This window comes from Pseudomonas sp. CGJS7, from assembly GCF_036961695.1.
Genome location: NZ_JBAMDI010000011.1, coordinates 97986 through 114458 on the forward strand (window position 1 = coordinate 97986; position 16473 = coordinate 114458).

Consider the following 16473-nt stretch of genomic DNA (forward strand, 5'->3'; position numbering starts at 1 on the left):
GCGCTCTTTAGACTTACGCCTCCGTCAAGCGTGAGCAGGGTCGATGTCAACTGTCTTTCCCGAAGATTCCGTCGGTCTGGTAGTACCGCAAACCGCCCGGTTCGATGAACCGCTGGCACTGGCCTGTGGCCGTTCACTGGCCAGTTACGAACTGGTCTACGAGACCTATGGCACCCTGAACGCCAGCGCGAGCAACGCCGTGCTGATCTGCCATGCCCTGTCCGGCCATCACCATGCCGCTGGCTACCATGCCGCCACCGACCGCAAGCCGGGCTGGTGGGACAGCTGCATCGGCCCCGGCAAGCCGATCGATACCAACCGCTTCTTCGTGGTCAGCCTGAACAACCTCGGCGGCTGCAACGGCAGTACCGGCCCCAGCAGCGTCAACCCTGCCACCGGCAAACCGTATGGCGCCGACTTCCCTGTACTGACCGTAGAGGACTGGGTACACAGCCAGGTGCGCCTGGGCGAGCGCCTGGGCATCCAGCAATGGGCCGCTGTCGTCGGCGGCAGCCTTGGCGGCATGCAGGCACTGCAATGGACCATCAGCTACCCCGAGCGTGTGCGTCATTGCGTCGACATTGCCTCGGCGCCCAAGCTGTCGGCGCAGAACATCGCCTTCAACGAGGTGGCGCGCCAGGCCATTCTCACCGACCCTGAGTTCCATGGCGGTTCGTTCCAGGACCAGGGCGTGATCCCCAAGCGCGGCCTGATGCTGGCGCGCATGGTAGGCCACATTACCTATCTGTCCGATGATTCGATGGGTGAAAAATTCGGCCGTGAGCTGAAAAGCGACAAGCTCAACTACGACTTCCACAGCGTCGAGTTCCAGGTCGAAAGCTACCTGCGCTATCAGGGCGAGGAGTTTTCCGGCCGTTTCGACGCCAACACCTACCTGCTGATGACCAAGGCACTGGACTATTTCGACCCGGCCGCCACGCACGGTGGTGATCTGGCCGCCACCCTGGCCCACGTCACGGCGGACTACTGCATCATGTCGTTCACCACCGACTGGCGCTTCTCTCCGGCCCGTTCGCGCGAGATCGTCGACGCGCTGATGGCCGCGCGCAAGAACGTCTGCTACCTGGAGATCGATTCGCCCTACGGGCACGATGCTTTCCTGATTCCCACACCTCGCTACATGCAGGGTTTCTCGAACTACATGAACCGCATTGCCATCTGAGGACAGCATGAGAGCCGATCTGGAAATCATCCACGACTGGATCCCCGCCGGCAGCCGGGTACTCGACCTGGGCTGCGGTAGCGGCGAACTGCTGGCCTCGCTGCGTGACCGCAAACAGGTCACCGGCTATGGCCTGGAAATCGACGCCGACAATATCGCCGCCTGCGTGGCCAAGGGCGTCAACGTCATCGAACAAGACCTGGACAAAGGCCTGGGCAACTTCGCCAGCAACAGCTTCGACGTGGTGATCATGACCCAAGCCCTGCAGGCCGTGGAATACCCCGACCGCATCCTCGACGAAATGCTGCGGGTGGGCCGTCAGTGCATCATCACCTTCCCAAACTTCGGCCACTGGCGCTGCCGCTGGTACCTGGCGACCAAAGGCCGCATGCCGGTATCGGACTTCATGCCGTATACCTGGTACAACACGCCGAACATCCACTTCTGCACCTTCGCCGACTTCGAAGAACTTGTGCACGAACGCCGAGCCAAGGTACTGGACCGCCTGGCGGTCGACCACTTGCACCGCAACGGGTGGGGTGGCCGGCTATGGCCTAATCTTCTAGGTGAGATCGGCATCTACCGCGTCAGCAGTCCGGGCCTGCAAGAGCACCAGCTCGCGGTCTGACGCCCACCGGAGGAATCGCCCCATGCGTCGCCTAGCCCTGTTCCTGATCAGCCTGTGCCTGGCCCTGCCAGTGCTGGCTGCCGATGCCGCACGCCCCGAGCGCAAGGAGGTATTTGGCGACGTGACGGTGCACTACAGTGCATTCACCTCGAGCATGCTCACACCCGAGGTGGCCGCGGCCACCGGCCTGGTGCGCAGCAAGAACCAGGGCGTGCTCAACATTACCGTCCTCAAGGCCAGCAAACCTGCCACGGCGGTGATCAGCGGCACGGTCAAGGACCTGACCGGGCGCAGCAGCCCGCTGTCGTTCAAGCAGATTACCGAACAGGGCGCGGTGTACTACATCGCCCAGTTCAAGATCGACCAGCCAGAAACCGTCACCTTCGACCTCAACATCGAAACCGGCGGCATCAGCAACTCTCTCCGCTTCAACCAGGAAGTGTTCCCAGGCGAATGATGAATTTCCAGCAACTCGTATTGGCCAGCCACAACGCCGGCAAACTCAAGGAACTCCAGGCCATGCTCGGCCATTCCGTGCAACTGCGCTCGATTGGTGAGTTCAGCCAGGTGGAGCCGGAAGAAACCGGCCTGTCGTTCGTCGAGAACGCCATCCTCAAAGCGCGCAACGCCGCCCGCATTTCCGGCCTGTCGGCCCTGGCCGATGACTCTGGCCTGGCGGTGGACTTCCTCGGTGGCGCGCCGGGCATCTACTCGGCGCGCTATGCCGATGGCAAAGGCGACGCGGCAAACAACGCCAAGCTGCTCGAAGCCTTGAAAGACGTGCCTGAAGCTGAGCGCAGTGCACAGTTCGTCTGCGTGCTGGCGCTGGTGCGCCACGCCGACGACCCGTTGCCGATCCTGTGCGAAGGCCTGTGGCACGGGCGCATCCTGTTCGAGGCCAGCGGCGACCAGGGCTTTGGCTACGACCCGCTGTTCTGGGTACCGGAGCGCAACTGCTCCAGCGCCGATCTAGCCCCCGCAGACAAGAACCAGCTCAGCCACCGCGCCCGTGCCATGGCCCTGCTGCGCAAACGTCTGGGCCTGGCATGATCGAAATGCTGTCGCCCCCCGGCGCGGCAGGCTTTAGCAGCCTGCCGCCGCTGGCGCTGTACATCCACATTCCGTGGTGCGTACGCAAATGCCCTTATTGCGACTTCAACTCCCACGCTGCCGGGCCTGAGCTACCGGAAGATGCCTACGTCACAGCCCTGCTCGACGACCTCGACCAGGAACTGGCTGCCGCACAAGGCCGCCCGATCAGCTCGATCTTCTTCGGTGGCGGTACGCCAAGCCTGTTCAGTGCCAACGCCCTTGGCCGGCTACTGCGTGGCGTAGAGCAACGTATTCCGTTCGCGCCAGACATCGAAATTACCCTGGAAGCCAACCCGGGCACCTTCGAGCAGGACAAGTTCAAGGCCTACCGGCAGACCGGCATCAACCGTCTTTCGATCGGTGTGCAGAGCTTTCAGCCAGCCAAGCTGGAGGCACTGGGGCGCATCCACAATGGCGACGAAGCGGTTCGAGCCGCCGGCATGGCGCGCGCGGCCGGTTTCGACAATTTCAACATGGACCTGATGCACGGCCTGCCCGACCAGTCGCTGGACGACGCGCTGGGTGACCTGCGCCAGGCCATCGACCTGGGGCCGACCCACCTGTCGTGGTATCAGCTGACCGTGGAACCGAACACGGTGTTCTGGAACCAGCCGCCAGAGCTGCCCGAAGACGACATCCTCTGGGATATTCAGGAAGCCGGCCAAGCGCTGATGGCCGAGCACGGCTACCGCCAGTACGAGGTATCAGCCTACGCCCAGGCAGGCCGCGCCGCCCGGCACAACCTCAACTACTGGCGCTTCGGCGACTTCATCGGCATTGGTGCCGGCGCCCACGGCAAGCTCACCTTCGCCGACGGGCGCATCCTGCGTACCTGGAAGACCCGCCTGCCCAAGGACTACCTGAACCTGGCCAAGCCGTTCAGGGCCGGCGAGAAGCTGCTGCCAGTCGATGAAATGCCGTTCGAGTTCCTGATGAACGCCCTGCGCCTGACCGATGGCGTGGAAGCCGAACTGTTCACCCAGCGCACCGGCTTGCCACTGGCACAGCTGCAGGAAGCACGCCGTGCCGCCGAACAAAAGGGCCTTTTGCAGGTCGAACCGGATCGACTGGTGGCCACGCCAAGGGGCCAGTTGTTCCTCAATGACCTGCTGCAGTATTTCTTGACCTGAGGATGACCCATGGATCTGGTACTTGATCTGCTCGCGACGGTTTCCCGCTGGAGCCGCAGCAACCTGTCGGAGATTTCACTGGCCTTGGTAGGCTGCCTGCTGGTGTTGTTCGGCACCGATGTCAAAGCCTGGGCCGAGCAACGCCTGGGCGGCCTCGCCGGCGCCCTGCGCGTGCCGTTCATGGCGCTGATGGTGATGATCGGCAGCGGTGCTGCGCTGATCTATGCCACGCCATGGGTGGTGAAAGGCCTGAGCCAGTTCAACAACTATGCGCTGGCGCCTGTGTTGCTGGTGGTGCTGGTGTTGATTGGCGTGGTGGCGGATCGCCGCGGCTGAGCTAATGGCCCCTGGGTCAACTGTCTTGCTCAACATTTGAAAGACCTGCGCGGCCGCCCGTAGGAGCGGGTTTACCCGCGAAGAGGCCGGCCCTGCTGGCCAATCTCCACCCGCCGTTCACCGTTGCCCCCGCCACCGTATTCGCGGGTAAACCCGCTCCTACACAGATTGGTGGTGGACACACATCGGTGGCTGGACACAGCCCACCCGTAGGAGCGGGTTTACCCGCGAAAGGGCCGGCCCTGCTGGCCAATTTCCACCCGCCGTTCACCTTTGCCGCCGCCACCGTATTCGCGGGTAAACCCGCGCCTACACCGGATTGGTGGTGGGCGCACATCGGTGGTTGTACACAGGCCGCCCGTAGGAGCGGGTTTACCTGCGAAAGGGCCGGCCCTGCTGGCCAATTTCCACCCGCCGTTCACCGTTGCCGCCGCCACCGTATTCGCGGGTAAACCCACTCCTACACAGATTGGTGGTGGACACACCTCGGTGGTTGTACACAGGCCGCCCGTAGGAGCGGGTTCACCCGCGAAAGGGCCGGCCCTGCTGGCCAATCTCCACCCGCCGCTCACCGTCGCAGCCGCCCGCGAACACCGGCAAAGCCGGTGCCATCCACCGCGTTGGTTTCTTCGCGGGCATGCCCTGAGGTGTTGTGTATTACCGAAAAAAAACCGCCCTTCTCAAGGCGGTTATTTTCGCCTGCATTCCTGCCGGCATCAGCACATCGAAAAGCCGTATCAGCCGCTCAATCCACCTTCTCGAACTTCAAGTCCCACACCCCATGCCCCAGCCGCTCACCGCGGCGTTCGAACTTGGTGATCGGGCGCTCTTCGGGGCGCGGCACATAGGTGCCGTCTGCCGCACGGTTGCGATAGCCAGGAGCTGCGCTCATCACTTCCAGCATGTACTCGGCATACGGCTCCCAATCGGTGGCCATGTGGAACACACCACCGGGCTTGAGCTTGCGACGTACCAGCTCGGCGAACTCCAGCTGGACAATGCGGCGCTTGTGGTGACGCGCCTTGTGCCAAGGGTCTGGGAAGAACAGCATCAACCGATCAAGACTGTTATCCGCCACGCAGCGGTTCAGCACTTCGATGGCATCGCAGTCATACACCCGCAGGTTTTTCAGCCCCTGGGTCAGCACGCCATTGAGCAGCGCACCAACACCCGGGCGGTGCACTTCCACACCGATGAAGTCCTGCTCAGGGGCGGCGGCCGCCATTTCCAACAGGGAATGGCCCATGCCGAAGCCGATCTCCAAGGTGCGCGGGGCCGAACGGCCGAACACCTGGTCGTAGTCCACCGGGCTATCAGCCAGTGGCAGGATGTACAGCGGGCCGCCTTGATCCAGGCCGCGTTGCTGGCCTTCGGTCATGCGCCCGGCACGCATCACGAAGCTCTTGATGCGGCGGTGTGGGCGGGCTTCGCCGTCGGGGGTGATCGGCGTATCGTGCGATTCAGTCATCAGTTGCTCTTACTTGATCAGACCATCCAGCGGCGAAGAGGCGCTGGCATAGAGTTTCTTCGGCATACGGCCGGCCAGGTAGGCCATGCGACCCGCGACAATGGCGTGTTTCATGGCCTCGGCCATCAGCACCGGCTGCTGGGCGTGGGCGATGGCCGAGTTCATCAGCACTGCCTCACAGCCCATTTCCATGGCGATGGTGGCGTCGGATGCGGTACCCACGCCAGCATCGACCAGCACCGGCACCTTGGATTCTTCCAGGATGATCTGCAGGTTGTAGGGGTTGCAGATACCCAGGCCGGTGCCAATCAGGCCAGCCAGCGGCATGACCGCGATGCAGCCGACTTCGGCCAGCTGACGGGCGATGATCGGGTCGTCGCTGGTGTAGACCATGACGTCGAAACCTTCCTTGACCAGCACTTCGGCTGCCTTGAGGGTTTCGATCACGTTGGGGAACAGGGTTTTCTGGTCGGCCAGCACTTCCAGCTTCACCAGCGTCCGGGACTCGTGCGATTTGCGCCCATCGAGCAGTTCGCGGGCCAGACGGCAAGTGCGTACCGCTTCCACCGCGTCAAAGCAGCCTGCAGTGTTCGGCAGGATGGTGTACTTGTCGGGCGACAGTACATCGAGCAGGTTCGGCTCGCCCGCGTTCTGGCCAAGGTTGGTGCGGCGCACAGCGACGGTGACGATTTCGGCACCCGAGGCCTCGGTGGCCAGGCGGGTTTCTTCCATGTCACGGTACTTGCCGGTACCGACCAGCAGGCGCGACTGGAAAGTACGCCCGGCCAGGGTGAAGGGCTTGTCGCTACGAACGTTGCTCATCGTTGTTCCTCGGGAAAAGGTTGCAGGGCTTGCTTGTGAACCGCCGGGCTGCTGTCAGCCGCCACCGATGGCGTGGACCACTTCGACCTGGTCGCCGTCATTCAGCAGCGTGCTGTCGTGCTGGCTACGCGGCACGATATCCAGGTTCAGTTCCACTGCAACACGGCGCCCGGTCAGTTCCAGGCGCGCCAGCAGGGCTGCAACGCTTTCGCCGGCAGGCAGTTCGTAAGGTTCACCGTTCAATTTAATGCGCATGCGCACGGCCACCATTGTTCTTTGGGGCCAGCATTCTAGCGCCGAACCGTCCTGCAACCCAAGGGCGGTGCGCGCCATTAGTCGTGATTGTGGACCACTCGGTCAGCCCAGCCGCCAGGCTGCCAGGCCCAGGCACAGCCAGCCGACAAGGAAGCACAAGCCACCAATCGGGGTGATGATGCCAAGCTTGCCAAGGCCACTGAGGGTCAGCAGGTACAGGCTGCCGGAGAACAGCACGATGCCTAACGCAAACAGGCCGCCAGCCCACCCGACCAGGCGCCCGGGCAGGTGCGCCGAGAGCACCGCAACGCCGAAGATCGCCAAGGCATGGACCAGTTGGTAAGTCACGCCGGTATGGAAGATCGCCAGGTAGTCAGCCGTCAGCCGGTTTTTCAGGCCATGAGCGGCGAAGGCGCCCAGGGCGACACCGGTAAAGCCAAAAAAGGCGGCAAGCATCAGGAAGCTGCGAAGCATGGGACGACTCCTTGTATCGGGTCTGTATAATGGCCCCTTCCACCCTTAGGGCCAAGCCATCGACATGCTGTCAACGCTTATCCGTCGCCTCTCCCGCGCCCTGCTCTGGTTCGTTGCCGGCAGCATCGTGCTGGTGCTGGTGTTCCGCTGGGTACCACCGCCCGGCACGGCGCTGATGGTCGAGCGCAAGGTACAGTCATGGGTGAATGGTGAACCGATCGACCTGCAGCGCGACTGGGAGCCATGGGAGAACATCTCCGATGAGCTCAAGGTTGCGGTCATTGCTGGCGAGGACCAGAAGTTCGCCAACCACTGGGGCTTCGACCTCCCGGCCATTCAGGCGGCGCTGGCCCACAACGAGCGTGGCGGCAACATTCGCGGCGCCAGCACCCTGACCCAACAAGTGGCCAAGAACCTGTTTCTGTGGTCAGGCCGCAGCTGGTTTCGCAAGGGGCTGGAGGCCTGGTTCACCGCCCTGATCGAGCTGTTCTGGTCGAAGGAACGGATTCTCGAGGTCTATTTGAACAGCGCCGAGTGGGGCAAGGGCGTGTTTGGTGCCCAGGCAGCGGCGCGTTATCACTTTGGCGTCGACGCCAGCCGGCTCAGCCGCCAGCAGGCAGCGCAGCTGGCAGCGGTGCTGCCAAGCCCAATCAAGTGGAGTGCCAGCCGCCCAAGTGCCTACGTGGCCAGCCGGGCCGGCTGGATTCGCCGGCAGATGAGCCAGCTGGGTGGGCCCAGCTACCTGATGCAGCTGGACTCCTCCAGAAAGCTTTGAATGCAGGCCCGGCCCTTTCGCGGGTAAACCCGCTCCTACGGGCAACCGCATACCCGGCCTCTTCGCGGGTAAACCCGCTCCTACGGGCAACCACATCCCCGGCCTCCTCACGGGCAAACCCGCGCCTACGGGCAACCGCCCCCCCGGCCTCCTCGCGGGCAAACCCGCGCCTACGGGCAACCGCATCCCCGGCCTCCTCACGGGCAAACCCGCGCTTACGGGCAACCGCATCCCCGGCCTCCTGACGGGCAAACCCGCGCCTACGGGCAACCGCATCCCCGGCCTCCTGACGGGCAAACCCGCGCCTCCGGGCAACCGCATACCCGGCCTCCTCGCGGGCAAACCCGCGCCTACGGGCAACCGCATCCCCTGTAGGAGCGGGTTTACCCGCGAAGAGGCCGGCAAAGCCAGCACAAACAAAAAAGCCGCTCACCCCATCAGGGCCAGCGGCTTTTCTTTACAACCCAGACTCGATCAGGCAGCGATCAGGGCCTTGACCTTGTTCATCGCATTCTTCTCCAACTGGCGAATACGCTCAGCCGATACGCTGTACTTGTCTGCCAGTTCATGCAGCGTGGCCTTCTCTTCCGCCAGCCAACGCTGGTAGAGAATGTCGCGGCTACGCTCGTCCAGGCCCTGCAGCGCTTCGTGCAGGTTGCTGGTGGAGTTGTCACTCCAGTCGGCATCCTCAAGCTGCACCGCCGGATCGTAACGGTGGTCTTCCAGGTAATGCGCAGGCGACTGGAAGGCGCTGTCGTCGTCAGCTTCCGCTGCCGGGTCAAAGGCCATGTCCTGGCCACTGAGGCGGCTTTCCATCTCGCGCACTTCGCGCGGCTCGACGCCAAGGCTTTCCGCCACGCGATGCACTTCGTCGTTGTTCAGCCACGCCAGGCGCTTCTTCTGGCTACGCAGGTTGAAGAACAGCTTGCGCTGAGCCTTGGTGGTAGCCACCTTGACGATGCGCCAGTTGCGCAGAATGAACTCGTGGATCTCTGCCTTGATCCAGTGCACGGCGAACGACACCAGGCGCACGCCCATTTCCGGGTTGAAGCGCTTGACGGCTTTCATCAGGCCGACATTGCCTTCCTGGATCAGGTCAGCCTGGGCCAACCCGTAGCCGGCGTAACTACGGGCGATATGTACGACGAAACGCAGGTGGGCCATCACCATCTGACGAGCGGCCTCGACATCCTGCTCATAATAGAGACGCTCGCCCAGATCACGCTCCTGCTCGACCGTCAGCAGCGGGATGCTGTTGACCGTGTGCACATAGGCTTCCAGGTTTGCACCGGGTACCAGGGCATAGGCAGGTTGCAACGATGTGGTCATTCAAGAACCTCCGACTTACAAAACTCGCACCTTGTGGGCGCTGCCAACATTGACCTGGAACGACGGTACAAGTTCCGCAGTGAAGAAAATGTCAATGCTGGCACGTAAAAACTATCGCGGCGCCAGCTCGTTCAAGTGGCGGGCGACTGCAATCCATGCACCGATATACCCCAACAACACTGCTCCGATCAAGAGCGACAGACCATCGGAAGCCGGAACGCCGCCCAGGGCGAAGTCACTGCCATACAGCCCGGAAAGCCCTACCACCGCCTCGTTCAGCCAGTTCAGGCCAAACGCCAGGATGCCCCACGCCAGCAGGCCTGCGCCCAGGCCATACAGGGCGCCCATGTACAGGAAAGGCCGGCGCACGTAGGCGTCGGTGCCGCCGACCAGCTTGATCACTTCGATCTCGATACGACGGTTTTCAATGTGTAGACGAATTGTGTTACCGATTACTAACAACAGGGCAGAAATCAGCATCACGGCCAGGCCGAAGACGAAGCGGTCACCCAGCTTGAGGATGGCTGCCAGGCGCTCGACCCAGACCAGGTCCAGTTGCGCCACGTCCACCCGCGGCAGCTCCGACAGGCGCTGACGCAAGGCGTCCAGGGCCGGTTTGTCGACCTCGGTCGGGGTTACCACCACCACACCCGGCAGTGGGTTGTCAGGCAGTTCGCGCAAGGCCTCGCCCAGCCCGGACTGCTGCTGGAACTCCTCCAGGGCCTGCTCGCGGCTGACATACTGGGCGTCCGCCACGCCAGGCATGCCCTTGATCTCGTCGCGCAGCGCTTCGCCATCGCGGCTGCCGGCATCGAGCTTGAGGTACAACGAAATCTGCGCAGCGCGCTGCCACGAACCGCCCAGCTGCTCGACGTTCTTCAGCAACAAGGACAGGCCCATCGGCATGCTCAGCGCCACGGCCATGACCAGGCAAGTGAAGAAGCTGCCGATCGGCTGCTTGCCCAGGCGGCGCAGGCTGTCGGCCAAGCTGGCACGGTGGCTTTCCAGCCAGGCATGCAGCAGGGTGCGGAAGTCCGGGCCATCATCGTCTTCACCGCGCTTTTTCTTCGCAGGTTGCGGATCGGCCGGTTTCGGTGCGACCCGCTCGGAAACCTTCGGCGTACGTGTTGTGTTCATTGCCCGGCCTCCCCATCGCCGATCAAGCGGCCGCGTTGCAAGGTCAGCATGCGGTGACGCATGCGCGCGATCAGCGCCAGGTCGTGGCTGGCGATCAATACCGTCGTGCCCAGGCGGTTGATGTCCTCGAACACGCCCATGATCTCTGCAGCCAGGCGCGGGTCGAGGTTACCGGTGGGCTCGTCGGCCAGCAGCAGAGCCGGCTGGTGAACGATGGCGCGGGCGATACCCACCCGCTGCTGCTGCCCGGTGGACAGGTCGGCCGGGAACAGCTCGCCTTTGTCGGACAGCGATACACGCTCCAGGGCCGAGTCCACGCGCTTGGCGATCTCGACCTTGGACAGGCCGAGAATCTGCAGCGGCAAGGCAATGTTGTTGAACACCGTGCGGTCGAACAACAGCTGGTGGTTCTGGAACACCACGCCGATCTGCCGGCGCAGGAACGGGATTTGCGCATTGCTGATCTGGCCCAGGTCCTGCCCTGCCAGCATCAGCTTGCCGCTGGTCGGGCGCTCCATGGCCAGCAACAGGCGCAGCAGGGTGCTCTTGCCTGCGCCCGAGTGGCCGGTGACGAACAGGAATTCGCCCCGGCGCGCCCGGAAACTCAGCTCATGCAACCCCACATGACCGTTGGGATAGCGCTTGGCAACCTGCTCGAATCGGATCATGGTCAATCTCGCTCGGCGAACAGAGCCTTGACGAACGGCTCGGCTTCGAAGGTACGCAGGTCGTCGATGCCTTCACCGACGCCGATGAAACGGATCGGGATGTTGAACTGCTTGGCCAGGGCGAAGATCACCCCGCCCTTGGCAGTGCCGTCCAGCTTGGTCAGGGCCAGGCCGGTCAGCTCGACGCTCTGGTTGAAGTACTTGGCCTGACTGATGGCGTTCTGGCCGGTGCCGGCGTCAAGCACCAGCAGCACCTCGTGCGGCGCCTCAACGTCGAGCTTGCCGATGACCCGGCGGACCTTCTTCAGCTCTTCCATCAGGTTGTCTTTGGTGTGCAGGCGGCCGGCAGTGTCGGCGATCAGCACGTCAACGCCACGTGCCTTGGCGGCCTGCACGGCATCGAAGATTACCGAAGCAGAGTCGGCACCCGTGTGCTGGGCGATCACCGGAATCTGGTTACGCTCGCCCCACACCTGCAACTGCTCGACCGCCGCTGCGCGGAAGGTATCACCGGCAGCCAGCATGACCTTCTTGCCTTCCAGTTGCAGCTTTTTCGCCAGTTTGCCAATGGTGGTGGTCTTGCCGGCGCCGTTCACGCCAACCACAAGGATCACATAGGGTTTGTTCTGGGCCTGCACATTCAGCGGCTGCTCGACCGGGCGCAGCAGCGCAGCCAGTTCTTCCTGCAACGATTTGTACAGGGCATCGGCATCGGCCAACTGCTTGCGCGCGACCTTCTGGGTCAGGTTCTGGACAATGGCCGATGTAGCCTCCACACCCACGTCGGCAGTCAGCAGGCGCGTCTCGATTTCGTCGAGCAGGTCGTCGTCGATGACCTTCTTGCCGAGGAACAGGCTGGCCATGCCCTCGCCGATGCTGGCACTGGTCTTGGACAGGCCTTGCTTGAGGCGCGCGAAGAAGCCGGGCTTGGCCTGTTCAACGGGTGCAGCAACAGGGGCTGGTGCCGCGCGTTCCGGGATTGCGGGCGGTGCCTTCGGCTCCAGGTCCGGCACCAGGGCCACGGGCTCTTCGGCAACCGGCAGCACCAGGTTGCTGACCGGCGCTGCGGCCTCGACAGGGGCAGACTCGACAGGGGCCGCCTGCAAGGGCATGGACGCAACCGGCTGCGGTGCAGGTGCCACCAGCGGCTGGGATGCGACCGGCTCTGGCTCAGGCGCCTGCAACGGCTGGGACGCAACCGGTTCAGGGACGGGGGCCTCGACTACCGGGGGCCGGGGGGGGGCCGCGAGCGGCTGCGGCTCAGCTAGCTGTGGGGCCGCAACGGCCTGAACGGGTTCGGGGGCCTGTGGCGCTTCGGCGGCAGATCCCTCGACCGGAGCGGCTGCAGACTGCTCGACAGCGGGGGGTTCATGCGCGGGCACGCCCGCTCCCGCAGGTGGCTGCGGCTTCTTGCGAAACCAGCTGAACAGGCCTTTCTTCTCACCAGCCTCGGCCGGCGCTTTTTTGTCGTCGTTGGAACCAAACATGGAAGACGGCTATCTCAGGGTAGCGATAGGCCAGCTACGGCCAATCGGGAATTCTCTCTACGCAGAACAGACTATCTTGAAGCCGGCTGGTTCATGCGCAACGTTTTGACTTAGTGTCCTGTGGGCCAGAACGGCGACAGGCATGGTCGCCAGGCAACCGGATCAGTATCCTAGCACCTCCTGGCCCGCCGACGCTAAACCCAGCGGGCCGCCGAACAGGTTAAACACCGTATGAATGCTCTAGCCCGCCGCGCCGCTGGCCTGTTGCTCGGCACGCTCTGCCTGCCGCTCGCGGCCTTCGCCGCCGATGTGCAACCCACCCACGAATTCATCCTCGACAATGGCCTGAAGGTCGTGGTCCGCGAAGACCATCGCGCCCCCGTGGTGGTCTCGCAGATCTGGTACAAGGTCGGCTCCAGCTACGAGACCCCGGGCCAGACCGGCTTGTCCCATGCGCTGGAACACATGATGTTCAAGGGCAGCGCCAAGGTCGGCCCCGGCGAGGCCTCGCGCATTCTGCGTGACCTCGGCGCCGATGAAAACGCCTTCACCAGCGACGATTACACCGCCTATTACCAAGTGCTGGCCCGCGACCGCCTGCCGGTAGCCCTGGAGCTGGAGGCCGACCGCCTTGCCAGCCTGCGCCTGCCTGCCGACGAGTTCAGCCGCGAAATCGAGGTCATCAAGGAAGAACGCCGCCTGCGCACCGACGACCAGCCCAATGCCAAGGCATTCGAGCTGTTCCGCGCCATGGCCTACCCGGCCAGCGGCTATCACACGCCGACCATTGGCTGGATGGCCGACCTGGAACGCATGAAGGTCGAGGAACTGCGCCACTGGTACGAGTCCTGGTACGCCCCCAACAACGCCACCCTGGTGGTGGTCGGTGATGTCACCGCCGACGAGGTCAAGGGCCTGGCGCAGAAGTATTTCGGCAATATTCCCAAACGCGCCGTGCCGCCAGCCAAGCTGCCTCTGGAACTGGCCGAACCAGGGTGGCGCCAGTTGACCCTGCACGTACGCACCCAGCTGCCAAGCCTGATCTACGGCTTCAACGTGCCCGGCCTGCCCACCGCCAAGGACCCTCGGACGGTGCACGCCCTGCGCCTGATCTCGGCACTGCTCGACGGTGGCTACAGCGCCCGCATGCCGGCCCGCCTGGAGCGTGGCCAGGAACTGGTGGCCGGCGCGTCGTCCAGCTACAACGCCTTCACCCGCGGCGACAGCCTGTTCCTGATCTCGGCGACGCCGAATGTGCAGAAGCAGAAAACCCTCGCCGACGTCGAAAAAGGCATCTGGCAGCTGCTTGACGAACTCAAGAGCACGCCGCCCAGCGCAGAAGAGCTGGAACGCGTACGCGCCCAGGTCATCGCCGGCCTGGTCTACGACCGCGACTCCATCAGCAGCCAGGCCACCACCATCGGCCAGCTGGAAACCGTCGGCCTGTCCTGGAAGCTGATCGACAGCGAACTGGACGAACTCAAGCGCGTCACCCCACAGGACATCCAGAACGCCGCGCGCACCTACTTCACCCGCGAACGCCTGAGCGTTGCCCATGTACTGCCCGAGGAGTCCGCCCATGAGTGATCGCCGCGCACCACGCCCAACCCTGCTGGCCACGGGCATTCGTGCCCTGGCGCTGGCGGCAGTGCTGGCCGCTCCGGCCATGGCCGATAACGCTGCCAAGGCCGACAGCAGCGCGGCCCGCCCGGCCAACACCCTGCAGTCGCTGGCCGAACTGAATGGTAAGGCACCCAGCCGGCGTCAGTTGAACATCCAGCACTGGAACACCGCCGAAGGTGCCCGGGTGCTGTTCGTCGAAGCCCGCGAACTGCCCATGTTCGACCTGCGCGTCACCTTCGCCGCCGGCAGCAGCCAGGACGGCGGCACGCCAGGCCTGGCCGCGCTGACCAACGCCATGCTCAACGAGGGCGTGGCCGGCAAGGACGTCACCGCCATCGCCGAGGGCTTCGAAGGCCTGGGCGCAGACTTTGGCAACGGCTCCTACCGCGACATGGCCGTCGCATCGCTGCGCAGCCTCAGTGCCAAAGACAAGCGCGAACCGGCCCTCAAACTGTTTACAGAGGTGGCGGGCAAGCCGACATTCCCCGAGGATGCCCTCAAGCGCATCAAGAACCAGATGTTGGCTGGCTTCGAATATGAGAAGCAAAACCCCGGCAAGATCGCCGGCAAGGCCCTTTTCGGCAAGCTCTATGGCGACCACCCCTATGCCCACCCAAGCGACGGCACCGCCGAGAGCGTCACGGGAATAAGCCTTGCCCAACTGCGCGCGTTCCACGCGAAGGCCTATACCGGCGGCAATGCGGTAATCGCCCTGGTCGGCGACCTCAGCCGTGCAGAGGCCGAAGCCATCGCCGCACAGGTGTCTGCCGGCCTGCCCAAGGGCCCTGCGCTGGCCGCACCGGCCCAACCCGCAGACGCCAAGGCCGGCCTGACCCACATCGACTTCCCGTCCAAGCAGACCCACCTGATGCTGGCCGAACTGGGGATCGACCGCCAAGACCCGGACTGGCCAGCCCTGTCCATGGGCAACCAGATCCTTGGCGGTGGCGCCTTCGGTACCCGGCTGATGAGCGAGGTGAGAGAGAAGCGCGGCCTGACCTACGGCGTTTACTCGGTATTCAGCCCGATGCAGGTACGCGGCCCGTTCATGATCAACCTGCAAACCCGTGCCGAGCTCAGCGAAGGTACGCTCAAGCTGGTGCAAGGCATTCTCGCCGACTACCTGAAGACGGGCCCGACCCAACAGGAACTGGACGATGCCAAGCGCGAACTGGCCGGCAGCTTCCCGCTGTCCAACGCCAGTAATGCCAGTATCGTCGGCCAACTGGGCGCGATCGGCTTCTACAACTTGCCGCTGACCTGGCTTGAGGACTTCATGCAACAGTCCCAGGCCCTTACCGTCGAACAGGTCAAGGCAGCCATGAACAAACACCTGTCAGCCGATAAACTGGTGATCGTCACCGTTGGCCCGAAAGTGCCACAAAAACCGCTGCCAGCACCCACTGACAAGCCCTCCGAGCAACCGCTCGGGGTACCGGAGCACTAATGCCAAGATCCACCCCTCCCGCCCGCCCGCAAGCGGGCCAAAGCAAGGGCCAGGGCCACCTGCGCATCATCGCCGGCGAGTGGCGCAGCCGCCGCCTGGCGGTGCCGGAAGGCGAAGGCCTGCGGCCAACGCCTGACCGCGTGCGGGAAACCGTATTCAACTGGCTGGCCCCCTACATCGAGGGCGCCCGCGTGCTGGACGCCTTCACCGGCAGTGGTGCCCTGGTGCTCGAAGCCCTGTCCCGTGGGGCCGAGGACGCCGTGGCGCTGGACAGTAACCCTGCGGCCATCGCCAACCTGAAGAACAACCTCGAAATCCTGCGCTGCCCTCGCGGGCAAATCCTGCAAACCGACGCCCTGCGCTACCTGCAAGGCCCGGCCAAGCAGCAGTTCGATGTCGTGTTCCTCGACCCGCCGTTCCATCAGGACCTGCTGGCCAACACCTGCAACATGCTGGAGCAGAATCAGTGGCTGGGCGAGCAGGCATGGGTCTACACCGAAAGCGAAGCGGCACCCTCGACCTTGCAGCTGCCGGGCAACTGGCGGCTGCACCGCGAGAAGAAGACCGGCCAGGTGCACTACGCACTCTGGCAGCGGGGCTGATTACCCGCGGGTTGGGT

The 16473-nt window shown here is 63.9% G+C and carries 17 protein-coding genes and 1 pseudogene; 10 read left to right on the forward strand and 8 right to left on the reverse strand.

Annotation, left to right across the window (positions count from 1 at the left end; translation table 11 throughout):
* The first annotated feature begins 43 nt into the window (after positions 1–43).
* From metX to V7787_RS09615, 6 genes are read left to right on the forward strand one after another with little or no spacing between them, the layout of a single operon-like run.
* Complete coding sequence (gene metX, locus V7787_RS09590; protein ID WP_010955639.1) at positions 44–1183, forward strand: homoserine O-succinyltransferase MetX; 1140 nt, start codon at positions 44–46, stop codon at positions 1181–1183.
* 7 nt (positions 1184–1190) lie between these two features.
* Positions 1191–1811, forward strand: coding sequence for a methionine biosynthesis protein MetW (gene metW / locus V7787_RS09595; RefSeq protein WP_003249106.1), 621 nt, complete (start codon positions 1191–1193; stop codon positions 1809–1811).
* Between the two features lie 22 nt (positions 1812–1833).
* Complete coding sequence (locus V7787_RS09600; RefSeq protein ID WP_020192921.1) at positions 1834–2268, forward strand: DUF4426 domain-containing protein; 435 nt, start codon at positions 1834–1836, stop codon at positions 2266–2268.
* Positions 2265–2861 carry an RdgB/HAM1 family non-canonical purine NTP pyrophosphatase gene (rdgB, locus tag V7787_RS09605; RefSeq protein ID WP_336087615.1) on the forward strand — a complete coding sequence of 199 codons (597 nt, stop codon included), beginning with the start codon at positions 2265–2267 and terminating at the stop codon, positions 2859–2861. Before V7787_RS09600 ends, rdgB begins: the two co-directional genes overlap by 4 nt.
* A complete protein-coding gene (gene hemW / locus V7787_RS09610; RefSeq protein WP_336087616.1) occupies positions 2858–4033 on the forward strand; it encodes a radical SAM family heme chaperone HemW in 1176 nt (391 codons plus the stop codon). The genes rdgB and hemW overlap by 4 nt, the downstream gene beginning before the upstream one ends.
* A 9-nt stretch (positions 4034–4042) precedes the next feature.
* Positions 4043–4369, forward strand: a complete 327-nt coding sequence (locus tag V7787_RS09615; RefSeq protein WP_003249095.1) for a DUF3392 domain-containing protein — start codon at positions 4043–4045, stop codon at positions 4367–4369.
* A 745-nt stretch (positions 4370–5114) separates the two neighbouring features.
* On the opposite strand, the gene trmB is transcribed toward V7787_RS09615, so the two are convergent.
* From trmB to V7787_RS09635, 4 genes are all read right to left on the reverse strand, one after another.
* Entirely contained in the window at positions 5115–5837 is a 723-nt protein-coding gene (trmB, locus tag V7787_RS09620) for a tRNA (guanosine(46)-N7)-methyltransferase TrmB (RefSeq protein WP_004575478.1), read from the reverse strand.
* Between the two features lie 9 nt (positions 5838–5846).
* A complete protein-coding gene (locus tag V7787_RS09625; RefSeq protein ID WP_003249091.1) occupies positions 5847–6659 on the reverse strand; it encodes a thiazole synthase in 813 nt (270 codons plus the stop codon).
* Between the two features lie 54 nt (positions 6660–6713).
* Positions 6714–6914, reverse strand: coding sequence for a sulfur carrier protein ThiS (gene thiS, locus V7787_RS09630; RefSeq protein ID WP_003249090.1), 201 nt, complete (start codon positions 6912–6914; stop codon positions 6714–6716).
* 102 nt (positions 6915–7016) lie between these two features.
* A complete protein-coding gene (locus V7787_RS09635; protein WP_010955645.1) occupies positions 7017–7388 on the reverse strand; it encodes a DUF423 domain-containing protein in 372 nt (123 codons plus the stop codon).
* Between the two features lie 29 nt (positions 7389–7417).
* On the opposite strand from V7787_RS09635, the pseudogene mtgA reads away from it, so the two are divergent.
* Positions 7418–8163, forward strand: a pseudogene (gene mtgA, locus V7787_RS09640) (monofunctional biosynthetic peptidoglycan transglycosylase).
* Between the two features lie 474 nt (positions 8164–8637).
* On the opposite strand, the gene rpoH reads toward mtgA, so the two are convergent.
* The 4 genes from rpoH to ftsY all read right to left on the reverse strand — a co-directional run bounded on the left by rpoH (position 8638) and on the right by ftsY (position 12784).
* Positions 8638–9492 carry an RNA polymerase sigma factor RpoH gene (rpoH, locus tag V7787_RS09645; protein ID WP_003249083.1) on the reverse strand — a complete coding sequence of 285 codons (855 nt, stop codon included), beginning with the start codon at positions 9490–9492 and terminating at the stop codon, positions 8638–8640.
* Positions 9493–9603: 111 nt separating this feature from the next.
* Positions 9604–10629, reverse strand: a complete 1026-nt coding sequence (gene ftsX, locus V7787_RS09650; protein ID WP_010955647.1) for a permease-like cell division protein FtsX — start codon at positions 10627–10629, stop codon at positions 9604–9606.
* Complete coding sequence (gene ftsE / locus V7787_RS09655) at positions 10626–11297, reverse strand: cell division ATP-binding protein FtsE (RefSeq protein WP_003249079.1); 672 nt, start codon at positions 11295–11297, stop codon at positions 10626–10628. The genes ftsX and ftsE overlap by 4 nt, the downstream gene beginning before the upstream one ends.
* A gap of 2 nt (positions 11298–11299) precedes the next feature.
* On the reverse strand, positions 11300–12784 hold the full coding sequence (gene ftsY, locus V7787_RS09660; RefSeq protein ID WP_336087628.1) for a signal recognition particle-docking protein FtsY: 1485 nt from the start codon (positions 12782–12784) through the stop codon (positions 11300–11302).
* Positions 12785–13015: 231 nt separating this feature from the next.
* On the opposite strand from ftsY, the gene V7787_RS09665 reads away from it, so the two are divergent.
* From V7787_RS09665 to rsmD, 3 genes are read left to right on the forward strand one after another with little or no spacing between them, the layout of a single operon-like run.
* Positions 13016–14371: a M16 family metallopeptidase gene (locus V7787_RS09665; RefSeq protein ID WP_021783655.1), complete on the forward strand. Its 1356-nt coding sequence runs from the start codon at positions 13016–13018 to the stop codon at positions 14369–14371.
* Positions 14364–15854 carry a M16 family metallopeptidase gene (locus tag V7787_RS09670; protein WP_336087631.1) on the forward strand — a complete coding sequence of 497 codons (1491 nt, stop codon included), beginning with the start codon at positions 14364–14366 and terminating at the stop codon, positions 15852–15854. Before V7787_RS09665 ends, V7787_RS09670 begins: the two co-directional genes overlap by 8 nt.
* On the forward strand, positions 15854–16456 hold the full coding sequence (gene rsmD, locus V7787_RS09675) for a 16S rRNA (guanine(966)-N(2))-methyltransferase RsmD (protein ID WP_010955651.1): 603 nt from the start codon (positions 15854–15856) through the stop codon (positions 16454–16456). The genes V7787_RS09670 and rsmD overlap by 1 nt, the downstream gene beginning before the upstream one ends.
* The last annotated feature ends 17 nt before the right edge of the window (positions 16457–16473 follow it).